This window comes from Butyrivibrio sp. (assembly GCF_017635265.1).
Classification (GTDB): domain Bacteria; phylum Bacillota; class Clostridia; order Lachnospirales; family Lachnospiraceae; genus Butyrivibrio.
Window position 1 is genome coordinate 30,361 of record NZ_JAGBLU010000145.1, and the last position, 17,358, is coordinate 47,718.

Annotated in this window: 14 protein-coding genes; 8 read left to right on the plus strand and 6 right to left on the minus strand. The window is 43.9% G+C overall.

Translation table 11 applies throughout. From position 1 onward, the window contains the following. The first annotated feature begins 3 nt into the window (after positions 1-3). Entirely contained in the window at positions 4-1,380 is a 1,377-nt protein-coding gene (locus J6O61_RS18805; protein WP_292215844.1) for an ATP-binding protein, read from the plus strand. Beyond that, positions 1,373-4,870 (plus strand): DNA topoisomerase III, encoded by a 3,498-nt coding sequence (locus tag J6O61_RS18810; protein WP_292215845.1) that lies wholly within the window; start codon positions 1,373-1,375, stop codon positions 4,868-4,870. Before J6O61_RS18805 ends, J6O61_RS18810 begins: the two co-directional genes overlap by 8 nt. Here J6O61_RS18810 and J6O61_RS18815 read toward each other — a convergent pair. Beyond that, positions 4,863-6,338: a GGDEF domain-containing protein gene (locus J6O61_RS18815; RefSeq protein WP_292215846.1), complete on the minus strand. Its 1,476-nt coding sequence runs from the start codon at positions 6,336-6,338 to the stop codon at positions 4,863-4,865. The two genes, J6O61_RS18810 and J6O61_RS18815, sit on opposite strands and share 8 nt — an antisense overlap. A 537-nt stretch (positions 6,339-6,875) precedes the next feature. Here J6O61_RS18815 and J6O61_RS18820 point away from each other — a divergent pair. Continuing rightward, complete coding sequence (locus J6O61_RS18820; RefSeq protein ID WP_292215847.1) at positions 6,876-7,727, plus strand: hypothetical protein; 852 nt, start codon at positions 6,876-6,878, stop codon at positions 7,725-7,727. Positions 7,728-8,236: 509 nt separating this feature from the next. Here the strand turns inward: J6O61_RS18820 and J6O61_RS18825 are convergent. The 5 genes from J6O61_RS18825 to J6O61_RS18845 are packed head-to-tail and all read right to left on the minus strand — an operon-like array spanning position 8,237 to position 13,921. Beyond that, complete coding sequence (locus tag J6O61_RS18825; RefSeq protein ID WP_292215848.1) at positions 8,237-9,667, minus strand: ATP-binding protein; 1,431 nt, start codon at positions 9,665-9,667, stop codon at positions 8,237-8,239. 60 nt (positions 9,668-9,727) lie between these two features. Next, on the minus strand, positions 9,728-12,076 hold the full coding sequence (locus tag J6O61_RS18830; protein WP_292215849.1) for an AAA family ATPase: 2,349 nt from the start codon (positions 12,074-12,076) through the stop codon (positions 9,728-9,730). 28 nt (positions 12,077-12,104) lie between these two features. Next, a complete protein-coding gene (locus J6O61_RS18835; protein WP_292215850.1) occupies positions 12,105-12,296 on the minus strand; it encodes a helix-turn-helix domain-containing protein in 192 nt (63 codons plus the stop codon). A 15-nt stretch (positions 12,297-12,311) separates the two neighbouring features. Continuing rightward, the gene (locus tag J6O61_RS18840; protein ID WP_292215851.1) at positions 12,312-12,983 is read right to left on the minus strand and encodes a hypothetical protein; all 672 of its coding nucleotides are present in this window, start codon (positions 12,981-12,983) and stop codon (positions 12,312-12,314) included. A 14-nt stretch (positions 12,984-12,997) separates the two neighbouring features. Continuing rightward, a complete protein-coding gene (locus tag J6O61_RS18845; protein ID WP_292215852.1) occupies positions 12,998-13,921 on the minus strand; it encodes a hypothetical protein in 924 nt (307 codons plus the stop codon). A 469-nt stretch (positions 13,922-14,390) separates the two neighbouring features. Between J6O61_RS18845 and J6O61_RS18850 the strand changes: the two genes are divergently transcribed. The 5 genes from J6O61_RS18850 to J6O61_RS18870 all read left to right on the plus strand — a co-directional run bounded on the left by J6O61_RS18850 (position 14,391) and on the right by J6O61_RS18870 (position 17,078). Next, on the plus strand, positions 14,391-15,110 hold the full coding sequence (locus tag J6O61_RS18850; protein ID WP_292215853.1) for a hypothetical protein: 720 nt from the start codon (positions 14,391-14,393) through the stop codon (positions 15,108-15,110). Positions 15,111-15,178: 68 nt separating this feature from the next. Then, on the plus strand, positions 15,179-15,379 hold the full coding sequence (locus J6O61_RS18855; protein WP_292215854.1) for a hypothetical protein: 201 nt from the start codon (positions 15,179-15,181) through the stop codon (positions 15,377-15,379). Between the two features lie 23 nt (positions 15,380-15,402). Continuing rightward, a complete protein-coding gene (locus J6O61_RS18860; RefSeq protein WP_292215855.1) occupies positions 15,403-15,918 on the plus strand; it encodes a siphovirus Gp157 family protein in 516 nt (171 codons plus the stop codon). Between the two features lie 15 nt (positions 15,919-15,933). Next, positions 15,934-16,878 carry an ATP-binding protein gene (locus J6O61_RS18865; RefSeq protein WP_292215856.1) on the plus strand — a complete coding sequence of 315 codons (945 nt, stop codon included), beginning with the start codon at positions 15,934-15,936 and terminating at the stop codon, positions 16,876-16,878. After that, on the plus strand, positions 16,878-17,078 hold the full coding sequence (locus J6O61_RS18870; RefSeq protein ID WP_292215857.1) for a hypothetical protein: 201 nt from the start codon (positions 16,878-16,880) through the stop codon (positions 17,076-17,078). Before J6O61_RS18865 ends, J6O61_RS18870 begins: the two co-directional genes overlap by 1 nt. The last annotated feature ends 280 nt before the right edge of the window (positions 17,079-17,358 follow it).

Genomic DNA, 17,358 nt, shown 5'->3' on the forward strand with positions numbered 1-17,358 from the left:
GTTATGGAAGAACAAAGAAGAGAAGATTTATCTTTCCTAAACAGATACTATGAAAGCGGACTTTCCAATATTCTTGTGGTTTATGGCCACAGGAATATTGAGAGTACCTCTCTTTTGACAAAGTTCATAGAAAACAGAAAAAATTATTATTTTACTGCTCGCTCCGTGTCAGAGAGAGAGCAGCTTTTTTTGTGGGCGGGAGAACTAAAAAATAAAGGAATCAGCATTTCTGAATATCCTGATTTTAAGGAGTTTTTTGACGCTTTACTTGATGGCATGAACAGAGCACCACTCATACTTGTCTTTGAGTCTTTTGAAAATATAATCTCCAGGACAAGTGATTTCATGAAGGAAATGGTGGAGTTTATGTCTGAAAACGGCAGAGAAAGACAGATACTGATCCTTCTTGTCAGTCATGATATAAACTGGGTTGAAAACAATATGGTGGCAAGCCTTGGCGATCTTGCAGGTAATATCGCCGGATTCAGGAAAATAAAGCCGCTTCCGTTTTCAGAAATGAGAGCATATTTTCCAAATATGTCTTTTCGCGATGCGGTACTGACCTATTCGGTTCTTGGAGGGCAGACGGCTCTTTGGAAGTATTTTGATGACAAACTTTCTTTTAAAGAAAATATATGTAAGAATTTTTTGAATCCGGGAAGCTTTTTATATGGGGAACCTAAAAGGCTTATAGAATATACTTTGCGTGAGACAGCTGTATATAACACGATTATGTCCCAGATGGCAAGGGGAGTAAACAAGCTCAATGACCTCTACCATGCTACCGGATTTTCAAGAGCCAAGATTTCAGTATACTTAAAAACCCTTATTCATCATGATTTTGCCTGCAAGGGATATTCCTTTGGAAATGCAGGAAGAGAGAATGTTTTAAAGGGAGTTTACAAGATTGCAGACCCACTGCTTAACTTTTATTTCAAATTCATTTTTCCAAATGAAAGCAACCTATGTTTGATGCCGACAGATAAATTTTATGATATATTTATATCTGCAGGTATTCAAAGTTATGCAAGCGATAGTTTCAAAGCTGTATGCAGAGAATATATCTTTAAATCTGAAGAAAGGGGTACCTTCCCGTTTGAAATCGGAGACGATGGACAGTGGCTTGGCAAGGATGGTAATATTGATATCATTTTGCAGAGCGACATGGGAGATACTGCCCTTTGTTTGTGTAAATGGCAGAACCTTGTTACACATAAAGACTATGAAAAACTTGAATCCTGCGCAAGACTTGCAAGACTTGAGGGAGATTATTACTATTTCTTTTCAACCGCAGGATTTGATGCATGGCTCATTAATGCATCAATGCAATCAAACAGCAAGGTGCGGCTGATTGGAATAGATGAATTGACGAATGGGTAAAAAACTTATAATAACCGAGAAACCATCTGTGGCAAGGGATTTTGCCAGAGTACTTAATGTTTCCGGCAATAATAATGGGTATATTGAGAATGACACTTACGTTATTTCCTGGTGTTTTGGCCACCTTGTGGAAATGGTATACCCGGAAGAATATGATGAAAAATACAAAAAGTGGAAACTGGAAGATTTACCGTTTCTGCCTGTTAATTATAAATATGGAGTAATTAAGGCAAGTGCCGATCAGTATAAGCTTGTGAATTCTCTGCTGCACAGGGAAGACATAGATACTGTATATTGGGCAGGTGACTCAGGAAAAGAAGGTCAGACCATTGAGGAGAACATCAGAAACTATGGTGGTGTCAGAGAGGGAATGACTGAGCTGAGAGTCTGGATTGATTCTATGACTGATGAAGAGGTTAGGCGAGGCATTGCAGAAGCAAGGCCCATGTCAGATTATGAACTTCTTGGAAAGTCTGGAATCATGCGTGCCATTGAGGATTATAGCCTTGGCATTAATTTTTCACGTGCTCTGTCAGTTAAATACGGAAAGCTTATAAACGATGCAGCTGCCACAAAGTCATATACCGCCATCGCGATAGGGCGTGTAATGACCTGTGTTTTGGGAATGGTTGTCAGAAGAGAGAGGGAGATCAGGAACTTTGTCAAGACTCCTTTTTACAGGATTGTAGGTTCTTTTTCTGATGCGAATATACTTGCTGAGTGGAAGGCTGTTACCGGAACAGCCTTTTTTGAGTCCCCGCTTTTATACAAGGAGAATGGCTTCAAAAAAGAAGAGGATGCAAAAAAGCTCATTGATTCTCTATCGGGAAAGTCAGCCGTAATAGACAGCATTGAAGATGGCATATCTAAAAAGAAAGCGCCCCTTTTATACAACCTTACTGAGCTTCAGGCCGACTGTACCAAGCGCTTTAAGATAAGTCCTTCCCAGACTCTTGATATCGCACAGGAGCTTTATGAGAAAAAGCTTACAACATATCCCAGAACTGATGCCAGAGTTCTCACAACAGCTGTAGCCAAAGAAATCTATAAGAATATAAAGGGGTTGTCAGGAGTAGAGGAAGTCTCTGAATTTTCCGGGCATGTCCTTAAAAACGGTCTGTATAAAGGAATTGAAAAATCATATTATACCGATGACAGTAAGGTAACAGATCACTATGCCATTATTCCTACAGGTCAGACTGCAGCCATTAATTCTTTGTCAGCTCTGTCAAAAAATGTATATCTTATGATATGCAAAAGATTTTTGGCTATTTTCTATCCGCCTGCAGAGTATAAAACGGCTAAATTGCAGATTGATGTGGGTGGCGAAAAATTCTTTGCCTCTGCCAAGGTCATGACAGCTCCGGGATTCAGAGCTGTTTTGGGAATCCCTGAAGAGAAGAAAAATTCAGGTGAAAGCGAGAACAGCCGGGGCGAATCGGGAGATAGCGTCTTTGATGAAGAGGATGTTGGTATTTCCAAAGAAGAATTTATTAAGTTCGCCTCTACAGCCCATAAGGGTGATCCGATATCTGTAAATGGCATGAATATAAGGGAAGGCGCTACAGCACCGCCTAAAAGGTATACTTCAGGTGATCTTGTAATTGCCATGGAGAATGCAGGAAATCTCATAGAAGATGAAGAACTTCGTGAGCAGATAAAAAAGAAGGGCATTGGAACTGCGGCTACAAGAGCAGGAATCATCAAAAAGCTGATTGATATAAAGTACCTGAATCAGAGCAAGAGTCAGATCATAACACCTGAAAATCTGGGAGAAATGATATACGAAGTTGTTTATCTTTCTGTTCCGACTCTTTTAAATCCTGAGATGACAGCCAGTTGGGAAAAAGGACTTGAGGGAATATACAACGGCTCTGTTGATGCCGGTGATTACAGGGTAAAACTTGAAGACTATATCAGGCGCGAGACTTCCAGAATGATAGACAAAGATCTTACGACTGAGATAGTTAACCATATAAACCGGTTTACGGGAAAAGAGTCCAAGGGCATTGCAGCCAGAAAACCGATAGGTGTAAAGTGTCCTGTTTGCGGCGGAGAGCTTACAACAACTTCCTTTGGATATGGATGCAGTAACTATTTTGATGAGTCTAAAAAGTGCTCATTCAGTATAGGTAAGATTGCAGGAAGAGACTTATCAGAAGACGAAGTAAAACAGCTTCTTACAGAAGGTAAGACCGGTGTACTTGACGGTTTTGCAAGTAAAAAAAAGCAGAAATTCAGCGCAAGTCTCGTTATGGGAAAGGATGCGGAAGGAAAGCCGTCCATCGGTTTTAATTTTGAAGACGTTCCTATCGAATATGTGGAGGATTTAAAATGCCCGGCCTGTGGTGGCAGAATCATAAAAACAGGATATGGCATCACCTGCGAGAACAGGACAAAAGAAGAAAATCCATGTTATTTTAGCATCGGTGAAATAGCTGGCAAAAAGCTTGATACAGAAACGCTTAAAACTCTTGTAAATGAGAGAAAGACAGATGTCATAAAGGGGTTTAAGAGTAAGAATAAAAAGAGCTTTGATGCAAAGCTTGAACTAAAGACTGCGGAAGACGGAAAGCTTTCAATAGTTTTTGATTTTGATGGAATAGAACCTGACTATCTAAAGGATGTGGTCTGCCCTGACTGCGGCGGAAGAATTATAAAAAAGAGCATAGGTTTTGGCTGTGAGAATTTTAAAGCTGAGGACCCGGAGTCCTGTAAATTTTTTATTGGCAAGATTGCATCCAAGCAGCTTTCTGAAGCAAATGTGGTTGAGCTTTTGAAAGAAGGTCATACTTCTACTATCAGAGGCTTTAAGGGAAAAATAAATAAGAAATTTGACGCGTGCCTTGTGCTTAAGAAAAACGAAGAAGGAAAAAGTGAGATTTCTTTTGACTTCGAAAATGTTGAAGCACAGGTTGTCAAAGACGTTGTATGTCCGATGTGTGGCGGAGAAATTGTCAAGACATCTTTTGGCTACGGCTGCAAGAACTACAACCGTGATGACCCTGAAAACAGCTGTAAGTTCAATATAGGCCAGATTGCCGGAGTTAAGCTTAAGGATGCTCAGGTAAAAGAACTTTTGGGCGCAGGCATAACTTCTAAAATCAGCGGTTTTAAGTCAAAGAGTGGCAAGAAGTTTGAGGCTATGCTCGCTCTTAGCAAGGATGATGAGGGTAAGGTTACAGGGATCAGATTTGTTTTTGAAAACGAAGATGAGGTTTTGGAAGAATTAAAGTGTCCAATCTGTGGCAAGCCTATCATTAAAGGTCACATGGGATATCGCTGCGAGGATTATAAGAAGGGCGATGAAGGCTGCAGCTTCTTTGTCGGTAAGATTGCAGGCAAGGATATAGATAAGGAGCAGTTTTCCAAACTGATAAACGAAAAGAAAACAGATACAATTTCCGGTTTTATCAGTAAAAAAGGTACACCATTTGATGCAAAACTTGCCTTTGATGAAAAATTTAATATAGTATTCGATTTTAATTAAGCAAAGAGTTCAGAGTGATCCTGCTTAAATCTTTTTTGAAAATTGTGTTAATTCCATACTCCTTTGAAGTTGCAGCTGAGGATTCCTTAGCTGCAATTGTTGTTATATGGATATGGTTGAATTTATCTCTTCTTTTTATATATTTCAAAAACAGAATATCGTCGGAGTTTTTTTCATCAAACTCCATTATGATCATCTCTATAGAAGCGAACAGCTGGCACAGATATGGAAGTGCATTTCCGGATTCCATATCGAGGATGTCATAGTCATCACCAAAAGTGCTGTTTAGGAGAGGGAGAATTTCCGCATCATTGTGATTTAAGTATAAAAGTATATGCTTTTGCGGCACTTCAAACTTATGAGTACTCCACACAGTACTCATATTTTTTCCGCAGAGCTTTGATGTGTAAAGGGCATCATCAGCTACTCTAAATAAAACCTCAAGATCGCTTTCAAGACTGTCGAAAGCTGCACCTATACTGACAGTAAAATTAGCCGAACCATTAACTGAAAAATCAGTGAGAAACATTTGCAGATTTCTGAGTTTAAATGCAGTAAGGTCCAGACTTTTTGCATCCGGAATAAAGAGGACAAATTCATCTCCGCCGTATCTTCCAACAATATCTCCGGCATGTATATTCATGGCCAAAAGGTCTCCGATATGTTTTAAAACCTGATCGCCAACATCATGACCGAGATTATCGTTTACTTTTTTGAAATCATCTACATCAATGACACAAAGGGCATAGTTTTGATGTGAGTGATTATTATCCAGCCATTCATGAACTTTTTTATAAAAGGTTCTTTTGTTATGGGTGTGGGTAAGAGAGTCGTAGCTGCTAAGTTCAGAAAGCTTTATCCTGGCAAGTCCTTCGTTACAACGCATATCGATGATTATTCTGCCCAGCAAAAGTGCAATAAAATATGCGGCAATTGCACGGTATATATCAACTGAAAATACATTTGATGGCTCAAAAAGCAAGGCCATAAATGCATATATAAGAAGAAAAATAGTTTCGTAGAGGCTTATTTTATAGATTCGATCAATAAAGACAATAGGGAATGATAACAGGAAAAAAGGAAACCATAATGAAGCCTTTTTGGGAAAAGCTATTATGTCCATTATGAGGACACAAACAAAAAGAAGAGAATAGAAAGAAAGGCATAGTATTTTGGATGAAAGCGTCGATATGGACTTAGTTTTTATAATGGTCAGATTTATAAAAAAGTAGATTATTAAAACAATAGGAGTCAGGACAAAGTATCTGATCGAGTTTTTAAATGATGGCAACATAAAAAGTGCAAGAAAGAACATGACAATATAAACAATAGAGATATACATGCAGGTTCTTCTTAGCATGAATAAATTATTGTTTACTATATCTTTCTCACAAAGCTTAAAATACTGCTTTATTCTTTTTAGCTGCTCGTTATTTCTTTTGATATGATCAACAAATATATTGCTCATGCCAAAATTATAGCATCTTAGCAAAATGGCATGTATAAAGATTTTGTAAATTGAGTTATGTGAGCTATGTCATCCATATAAAGCAGGATATGAGTGATCGTTTTAAGGGATGGAAAGAAAAATCCAGTTGAAAATCCAAAACAAAATAAGCAAAAAACAGTAAACCATGCTAAAATATAAGTGTTGTATGTAATGATAATTATTCTAGGGGGTTGCATCTTATGCTGCAAAGAAATACAATCGCTGACAGCACAGCACAGCACAGCACAGCACTAGCCACTCCACTAAACTCAGTCTGCGCTTATAGCTTGACTTCGTTAAGTGGCTGTCTATGGCTCGCACTAAATTCGGACTGCGCCAAAGGCTTGCCCTCATTAAGTGCTCTGCTCAAGCACAGCATAGTTGAGTGCGCCCTTATTTCCTATAAATCAGAATATATTCGTGATGGATAACCGTCGGATTTGACGGGGTTACTATACCCTGTCAGGTTCGGCGGTCTTTTTCATATAAAAATTATTTTCTAGGAGGGAATTTGTAATGAAACAAAAAAGAAAATCAGGAAGGAAACTGCTGGGCTTTTTGCTCACGCTGGCGATGGTCGTCGGGCTGATGCCGGGGATGGGATTGACGGTGTATGCAGATGGTACAACATATAATCCGGCTTCAGAGTATCACGACTATGAAAATTTGATTTCAACCGATACCGAGGTGACCATTAGTGAGGTGTCCGGGCAAACCTGGTATGTAATTGCTTACGATAGTTCTAGTTCAACGGTCACACTGCTTCCAAAATCAGGTTTTGGGACTTACGCATTTAACAGCGAAAGGTTAGGAGGTAATGTTTATGCAAACTCCGAAATCAAGACATATGTGGATGGATTGACTGGAGAGGGGCAGCCGCTCGCAGAAATCAGCAGTGTGATATCCGATTTAACCCTGATTGATACATCAACTGCACAAGAATTGTCTGCGACTAAGAGAAAAGGAGCAGGCTCTTCCTGGTGGCTGTGCTCGCAGGGGAGCAGCACTTACAGTTATGACGCTGCGGCGTACGTGGACAGGTGGAACAACTGGAATGTCAATTTGTATGGCCTCGTTGTGACCAACAAGAGTGGTGTTCGCCCCGCTTTAAAGCTTGATCTGTCAAAGGTGATGTTTGATTCTGCTACCAATACCTTCTCGGTGGAATCGGCGACAAAAACTCCCGCGACCGTTAAAACGCCTCCGACAGCCAAGGCCCTGACCTACACCGGCTCAGCGCAGGAACTTGTGAATGCCGGTAAAGCAGAAGGCGGCGAGATGCAGTACGCAATCGGTAAAGATGCAACTACTGCACCTGTAGATGGATATAAAGCATCCATACCTACCGCTACCAACGCCGGAACCTAAATCACAACACGCTACGGCGCAAAGATGATTTTTTCATTTTCGTTTTTTCAAAAAAGGTACTAATAAATCAAGAAAACGGGAGAAAAGGGGTAAATAATGTAGAGGTGTTTGCAACGAGCAGAGTTGAAACATTGATTACAACTAAGAAATCGTGCTAAGAGGCAAAAACACATGGATTTTTGATGGAGAGACCGAAATCGGTCTTATTTTTTTGCTTTCTTTCCTTGGGTAGGGTATTAATACCTAATTCCTACCAAGATAACTACCCAGGTAGCAAAATGCCCACCAGACGGATGAGACTGGTGGACAATTGCGTTGCATAGATTTTTTCAGTGAGATCCTCGTGAGGGACATCATGAGGGACTCCGTGAGGGACATTGTGAGGGACAGTATCCATAACTCATTAATTTCTGTGCTGGTTTCCGTGGGTTGCACAGTAATTTGGAAGGTTGATGTAAGGTTTCTATTGGTTCAATACCTGGATTAGTCCCCTATCATTACCTTGGGTATCAATTCGGGTGAGTGATCCATCTTCCGGATCTTGGGGAACCTTCTCTTTCCAACCTTTTTTCATCTTTTAGCATATCAATAGTTCGGGTAAGCTGCCGTCTGGTCAGATTAAGCTGATCTTGGATTTCATCGAGCTTGATGCTGGGATTATTTTGTATGAGGGCAAATACCATCTCTTTGCGTTCTGTCCAGTCCACTCCGATTTGATTATTACCTGGATCATTACCCTGATTGTTACCTTCTTTATTACCTTGGTAATAATTTAGGTTCTTCAGCGTCAGGAAAAACGAACCATGTTCCGACCGAAAAGCAGGAGCAAGCTCTTCTGTATAGTTATGCTGGAATTGGTAGTCTTCGATGATCTTCTTGAAGCCGCTGCCGCGCCTCTCCATATAGATCAGGCGTGTGAACACATCGGCGATGATGGGATTCCGGCGCTGCGAGGGAACGGTCATGATATCCCGGTCCTGTATATTTATCCCGTCAAACATCCCGCCGGGAGAGTAGATTTCGAGTCGATCATCAAAAATATCGATGTGAACTTCACTGCCAAAAACGAGGTAATCCCGATGTATTAGGGCGTTTACGATACCTTCGGTCACAGAACGCTCCGGGTAGTCGGGAAGCTCGACACGCCGATCCGGTTCCTTGAACCAGCCTTTATGGGAATTACGCTTCACAAATGCTTCTCCTTCCTGAAGGAGCGTGATCAGGCTTCCTGTGTATTCCGCATCATCGAGGGCGTCCTGAAGACCGGATGCCTTCGTCAGTCCATTCCATCTTGTGCAGAAGAGACGGGACTGGTAAATAGGGCAGTTGTCTGCAAGCAGCGCACCGGCATTTGTAAGGTTGCCATTGACATCCCGGATGCCGAATGACTCGTAATCAGTGTCCTGAAAATCTTTATGTGCCCTCTGGTAATAGGTGGAGATGAGCTTGGTAAAAGCCATCTTGGAGAACTCATATCCTGATGGAAGGCTGTCAAAGCTGCGCCCGGAGCCTTTAAGAGTGAGTTCTCTCAGCTTGGCTGAATTGCAGATGACGCTTTCGTTCCCAACGCGATGATAGGCAGTTCTCTCACTCTTTCCTGCATAGAAATACGGCGTTTCGGAGCCGGGATAAACCTCAACGATGATCAGCTTCTTTCCGTCAACGGTAGCAAAACGGAGATTAAACGGCGGGATGGGATCCATCTTGTCTCGTAGCACACGGCTGATCTTTTCAGAATCGCCCTCAGCATCGTCAAGTCCCACCACCTCATTGGTCTTATCGACGATACCGAAGATAAGCGAGCCGCCAATGCCGTTGGCAAAGGCACTGATGCTCTTGCACCAGCTTCGCGGATCTTTTTCTTCCAACATTTCTTTTTTATCATATTCGGTGGCCTCACCGATGAGATTCTTTATTTCATCTTCCTGTATGATGTACATGGACTGTCACCTGCTTTCTTTCATTATGTAGTATCGGCAGTAAGCCGTGGAATATACATATCATGATTTATTCCAGTTAACGCTTTCCATCATCATATCAAAATGCTGTTGTTGATCCATTGCCCGGAAGATACGCTCAAAAATATCACGGTAGCGTTCCAGATCGCTCTCGTCCTCAATGAAGTGCTCCTCGGCAATGACGGATGGAGGTGTTGTTATTTTGGAGATAAATGCTTCGGCAAGGTTATATTCTGATGTGTCAAGCGTCCCATCGGAAAGGCGGTTGAAGAACTTGTCCTCCCGCTCTTTCAAAATGGTATTTATGAGCTTTTCGCCATCATAGCCACAGAGCTGAACAAAGTAATACTCCAGTATCTGATGCATGACGTTGATAAGCGCGGAGGGGCTTCTAAGTTCCCTGTATTCACTCCAAAGGGTGAAATAACTGTTCTTGACCGGGTTATAGTTTTCATGCTGACCGGCACTGCATGGTCTGACACAGCGCTTACATTCTGAACGGCTATTTTCCTTCCGAACAAGGAAAAATGAGGTAGTGTCATAATAATCAGCTACGGAGCGACCTGCGGTGATGTCTCTATGAAAGTGTACATTATGTGTAAGTATAAAAATCTGGTCGATCTGAGCATCCCCATACTTGTCGTCCACAAGGGTGCCACGCATCCTGCAACGCTCGGCAAGCTGCTTCACAAGGGAGCCTATGATGAATAGGGCACTGTCATCCATGCTGGAGACAGGGTCATCGATCACGACGACCTTGGGCTTTTTCTTTTTGTTGTCATCATCGTCTTTGAAACCAAGAACATCATAGTAGAAATACAGGAAGGCGATAAAGCTGCGCTCGCCTTCGCTCAGCTTGTCGGCAACTTCATAAGGCTTACCGTCCTTCATCCGCATAACGGCGTATACATTTTCCTTTCCATCCTCCGGACGGAGCTCGAAGCCCTGGAAATTAGAGTGCCGCAAGAGGTCGTTGATCTTGGACATTGCTTCCTCAGTAGGGACACCTTCCGAGTTGGCTTCCTCAAGTTCCTTCTGGAGTTTGACCAGTTCTTCTTTTTGAGCTTTAAGCTGAGCGGAGAGAGCCGTTCGCTGTGTCTCCGTGTCCTTCAGTTCTTTGCGGTATTTCTTGTTATCATCCTCAAGCAAGAATGCCACATACTCCCATACTTTCTTTTTCAGTTCTACTTCTTTGTCGCCGCGTTCTTTGAAGAGTTTGTTATTATCTTCAATCTTTGTATTCAGATCCTTCACAGTCCGTTCTATCGATTCAATTGCAGAGCGGATGTCCGGAAGCGTATACTTGCCGGAGGGATTAGCAATTTTCTCACGGATGGTATTCAGGCATTCCTGCGTTACGGTGCCGAGGGTTTCAATCTGCGCATTAAGAGCAGATGTAGAAACGGCAGAGAATGGATTCTTTGCCAGCTCCCGGAGAGAAAGATAGAGCGAGGACAGAGTCTGCTTGAAGGAATCCAGGTATGCATTCAGACTTGCCATATTCCTGGCGTAGTCTTCGTTAAAGAGGTCTGCAATATCCTGCTTGAATTCTTTTGGAAGTCCCTGTTTACAGAAAGGGCATAATCCGTCCTTGTTTTCTTCGTGATACGCATAATGCTCAACGCCTGTCTGCACCCAGGTCATGGCATCCAGCTTCTTGATAAACAGGGCATATGGTCTGTTGCTGCTGCTGGTGATTTCTGTGCCCATTAGCTTCGCTCCTGGCAGGTTTTCAAATGAGTATGCATTTGAAGGAAAAGACAGCGTGGGATATTTCTGGAGGTCTGAAGCGAAGAGGGCATTATATTCCTCGGTTAGAGCCTTGGGATCATGCTCAACGGGAGTGGTGCTTGCACACTTTGCACTCGCCTCACGAAAGAAGGGTTCCTTTCCGTTCAGGCATCCAGCCATTGATTTCTTGAAGGTTTTTCTGCAATAATCGGTCAGTTTCCAAAATGGATCCCAGTATTTCTTTGCAATATCATCATCGGATAACAGCTTGCCAATGGCTTCCTGTGAATCCGTTATTTCTTTTCTATTATCCGCTATTTTGCCCTTGATGGCGTCCTGTTTTTTGATCGCCTGGTCATTGGCCTTATGGAATATCAGGCGTCCGGTCAGCCCTGTATAATCAGTGAAATTTTCATCGATGTAATCCTGATCGTAAACCTTTACATCGAAAGAATCATGTGTTTTAAGATCTTCCCAAACAACGCCGTCATCTGCCTCGATGGCTTTTGCTATCGTGGATTTTCCTGCACCATTCCTGCCAAAGAAATAGTTGACGAGAGTGGGAGTAATAGGTTTTGTATTACCCTCGAAGGATTTCTTTGTGGGCATTATTGTTTTGATGGCGGCGGTCTTTTTGCCTAAAATCTCATCATCTTGCATAATAGCTCCTTTCCAGCGTCCAGGCTTATCAGAGTTTTCCTTCGAGTACTAGCTTATCGATTTCAGAAAGCCTGAATTTGTATCTCTTCCCGACCTTGTTTGCGGGGAGCTTCCCCGAGCGCACCCAGGTACGAACGGTATCCGGTGTGACACTTAAATGCTCTGCCACATCTTCGATATTCACCCATTTTTCGTTATCAAGTTCTTGTTCCTTGCCCATAGTATTCCTTCTCCTTCAGTTTTTGGGGTTTGAAAGCTTCACGTGACGGCTTAGCGTGGTGATCAGGTCGGCATTCTTTACGGACCAGTGTATCTCGGTAAATTCGCTGGTGCGTGGCTTGGTAACGATATGGAGATCTTCCACAAGTGATTCGATCAGCGACTGGTCTATGGAGTCAGACATCTTAAATCCGAAATAAATGATTCCATGCTGTACATCGATATCAGTTAAATGTCCATAATGAAATTTCTGTGTTGGGTCGATCTCACCATTATATCTGCGTGTTTTGTTCGCCACAATGGTAGGGAACTTCATGATCTCGGCTATTTCCCTTTTCGTGAGTGGTTTAAGCCACTTGGCTATCGGCCTCTCCGTGGCATATTCTTCGCATAGGCAGCATTCAGGAATCATCTGAAAATGGCGTGACCGCAGTTTTTCGCCCTCAATGACGAAAAGGTTGAAATAATCATGGCTGATATCGATGGGGAAGGGGACATTTGATTCCTCATCGACAATCACATTTCCTTCCACCTTGCCAATGGAAACATGCTCCGGCTTGCATTTGGTCACCATGTTCATAAGTTCAGCATAGGCCGCCGGTGACAGCTCGTTTTGGAGATTTTCCGTTTCCATGTTTGCACGATGCAAGGAGGGTGGGGTATTTGGTTGTGGTAACAAATCATTCATATGGTCACTTCTCCTTACAGATGCAGGTCGCCAAGAACTGATCCGACAATGACACCGTTGTTGATATAGTTGATGGTTGATCCGCTCTTTGTGCAATCGCCATCCTCTTGGAAACTGTCCCTGCCTGATTCACTATTCGGTTCGATCACATCGCCTTCCACGACAGGGATATCATATGCCGCAGGGTCATGTATATCATCCCCATATGCTTCTGAGAGTTTAGCCTCAACTCCTGGAAAGGATGGGCGGTTCACGATAAGATCGGTACGGAAGCCATTTGCAAAGGATGGATTGTAATCACCTGTGTCGTTTGGGTTTTCCTTATCGAGATAGATCAGCTTAAGTGTATCCTGCCCGTGCTTATTATCCGGTCTGTTCTGCAGGATATAGTTCCACACACCCAGAAGGAAAGGCTGTATATCTATGGCTTTTGCCTGTACGAGGTCTTTCTTTTTAATAGGGGTACAGTTTTTACCACATAGCAACTCATCATCACGCCCTATGTCATCATCCTTCTTTATCACATACAGGATTTTTCTGACGGCGAGGTCAAGCGGGTATATCCCGTCACCCCGTTTTTTCATTGCAAAGTATTTCTTAAGAATTATTGACATCAGGTAGAGGGCGCGGTCTGTGTCCTGGGTGATCTTTTCACGAAGGCTCTCCTTGTATTCATACTTGCGAAATGGCATGGACATGCCGTAGTCGCTCCTGCAATTCTTGTATTTTGATACGCTGTCGCCAAAATCGCTCTGTTTATCGAAATTCGCAAATCCTTTTCCGGGTAGCTCCACCAGATCTTTCATGATGTACTCGTCGCGGACATCGCCCTTGATGCCCTTATATCCCTTCGTGGGGGAAACGCGTTCACGGCTCGCTTCTACAAGCAGGGTAAAGAACACACCGCCACAAAGATAAGGCGCAGTCTGATCAGCCATAAGATAACCTCCAGATTTATTTCAAAACACCGGCAGACTGAGCGACCCCTAATATTTCTCTGAGCGACTGAAATCAACTCCTAAACTGTCGCTTGCGGAAATTGACCGTATCAGTGCGCTACTCCAGAATTTTAAGTGAAAGGAGGAACCCAGACCGCCTGTCAGTATTCAAGTAAAAAACCACATAAACACATATAAACCATTATATCATGACAAGCGATTTTCAACAACATAAATAAGCAATAAATTTCCCGCTTTGCGGAAGTACTCGAGTTTACGCAGGGCGGTGGACATTAAAAGGAAAAAAGAAACAAGGGATACCTATATCCTTTTTCCAAAATTCCGAAGTCCACCGTTTACTTGTCGTGCTTGGGTATATTTCCAAAGCAACCGGTCGGTGAATCTTTGGAAACACCGGCCTTTTTCGTGTCCACCGCTCTGCTGGAAAAGCAGAAAGGAGGACGCGAAAATGCGATTCCACAAAACACCAAGCATCAGTAAGGCAAAGAAGGCAGAGCTTCAGGAGAAGATGAAGCAGGAAAAGGATCCCCAAAAGAGGGCAGAACTGCGGCTTCAAGATCCAAGGGCTGTGTACAAGCAGATCGACGAGGATGGTCATGTTATAGCCACGTTCGATCCGTTGAAGGATACCACCTTGAATATCACGCTCGTGGAAAAGGAGGCGCTCACGGACGCTATGCACAGAATAGATGACGCTGAGGCGAGACAAAACTGCAAGGACATCCAGCTTGACGATTTCGACAAGGCGCTTCGGGAAAAGGAGCGAGAGGATTTCATAAGGAAATACAGGGAGGAGTATGGATGTGATCCGCATCCTGCTGACCTGCCAAGCCGCCACTGTACCTATATCTATTACCAGGCGACCACGGAGAACGAAGACGAGGGGGAGAACGAGATCGGGGACTCTTCCAATATAGAATTGGAGCTTTCCGTCAATCCCTTCGAAGATGAGCCCGAGACCGCCACAGAATGCATGAGGAGGCTTGTGCAGGGCTTTACCAAGAGGGAGCAGGAGGTTTATGAGATCGTTTTCCGAAGGGGAAAGACAAATGTGTATGCCAGCGGAAAGCTTGAAATCTCGGAGCAGAGGGTAGGTCAGATCGTAAAAGACATTATGAGGAAGCTCGCCGCGAATGAGGAATTGAGAAAACATTTCCGGGGCCTTTAGATTCCGCTTCCGGGCGCGGCCTTTAGAAGTGTAAAGGCAAACAGCACCCATGAAAGGAGGAATCGGAAATGGGATTGAAACACAGAGTAAAGATCAACGTGACCGACGAAACAGCAGCTAAAAAGAGGGTTCTGGAGGGAGCCGACAAAAGGCTCCCCAGGAGGCTCCTTCGTTTCCTGTTCGGGGATTTCACGACAGTGTATTTACTGTCTCCCGGACAGAGTGTCGAGTCGGTTGAGATCCACGAGGTTAAGCCTGACGGCGTATAGGCCGCAGCGGAAGGGAGGAAGGGATGAAGCTATACGAGGTAAATGCCGCCATACAGTCTGCGCTCGACAGACTGGACTTCGATCCGGAGACCGGAGAGATCGGCGAGAACACGGAGGCGGTGCTTGAGGAACTGGATGCGCTGGAAATGGAGAGGGATCGGATCCTTGAATATATCGCTATGGTCGCTCTCAACATCAGATCCGATGCGGCGGCACTGAAAGCGGAGGAGGAAAGGCTCTCCAAGAGGCGCAAGGCTTTGGAGCGAAAGGAAGAGAAAATCATTTCCATCTTAGACCGTGAGTGCGGCGGTGAGAAGAAGGATCTGGGATTTGCCACGGTTTCCTATCGGAAGTCTGACAGCCTTGAGGTCATTGATTCTGCCAAGGCGTGTGCATGGCTCCATGATAACGGGCATAACGACTGTGTTCGCATAAAGCCGCCGGAGGTCATTAAGGACGAGGTCAAGAAGCTGGTTAAAAATGATGCAAAGATACCCGGCGTAAAGCTGGTTATCAAGAACAACTGCTCGCTTAAGTAAAGGAGGTACAGAGCAATGTTAAACATATCACAGGGCAAGGTAAAGCGTCCACTGCGTGTCGTGGTGGATGGGGTCGAGGGCGTAGGGAAGAGCACCTTTGCTGCACAGTTTCCTGATCCGCTTTTTATCGACCTTGAGAACGGCACGGATTCCATGAATGTAAAGAGGACGCAGAAACCGGAAACATGGGAAGAACTGTTACAGCTGGTACGGGATGTGGCGGCTGATCCGAGTGTCTGTAGGACGCTCATCGTAGATACCGGGGACTGGGCAGAGGCGTTATGCGTGAAGTACATCTGCCGCAAGTATAAGACCGACGGGCTGGAAAGTTTTGGATATGGCAAGGGCTATGTGTATCTGCGGGAGGAATTCGAGAACCTCCTGCACGAGTTGGATAAGGTGATCGCCGCAGGGGTGAATGTGGTGATATGCGCACACGCACAGATCAAGAAGTTCGAGCTTCCGGATGAGGCGGGCAGCTTTGACAGATACGAGCTGAAGATGTCAAAGAACGTGTCACCGCTCGTCCGTGAGTGGTGCGACATCCAGCTGTTCGCAAATTTCAAGACTTATGTCGTGTCCACGGAGAATAAGCACCATAAGGGCACGGGCGGAACCAGGAGGGTTATGTATGCTTCACATACTGCATCCTGGGATGCGAAGAACAGGCACGGTCTGCCGGATGAGATGGAGCTTGATTTTAAGCGTATCGCTCATCTTTTCGGCGGCGTTGCACCGGTGCAACAGGAGATATCCCCGTTGGAGAAACTTAGGGAGCTTATGGAGGAGTCGGGCGTGACCGAGGCGGAGCTTAGGAAGGTGGTCTCGGACAAGGACAAGTATCCCGCCGATACACCGGTTTCCGAATATGACGGTAGGTTCATCACGAACTGGGTCATTAAGTACTGGAATCAGATACTGCCCATTGTTGAGGCGAACAGGAAAGGAGCGGGCGTGTGATGGAAACAGCGATCATTACATTTTTATGCTCTGCAGGAATGATAGGAATCGGAGTGTTGGCGGTTTATATCATTTCGGAGATCCATGACGCGAGAAAGAAGGAAAAACAGAAGCGCCAGGAGACCTTCGATGCCATGAACAGGAGTCTTGACCGGATCATCCGCGACATGGAGGAGATACAGAAGAGCCTGAAAAGGTAGGAAGTCACGGGGCTTTTGCTCCTCAGAAAAGGCCGCAGGAAATCTTTTTCAAATTTACGGGTGTCACTCTTTAGATTCCGAAAAAACCTGCGGCCTTTAGAACTGTAACAGTAAAACAGGCCGTAAGGCCTGAGCATATCAAAGTCCAGCTAAGAAATGTCAAGGAGTAAATTGAAAATGTTAGAAATTAGCCATTACCTGCATTTTGGGTAACCTTAATAAAGCTAATTCATTTATAGCACATTGAAAATGACAAATTAGATATCAGGCAGCTTTTGTA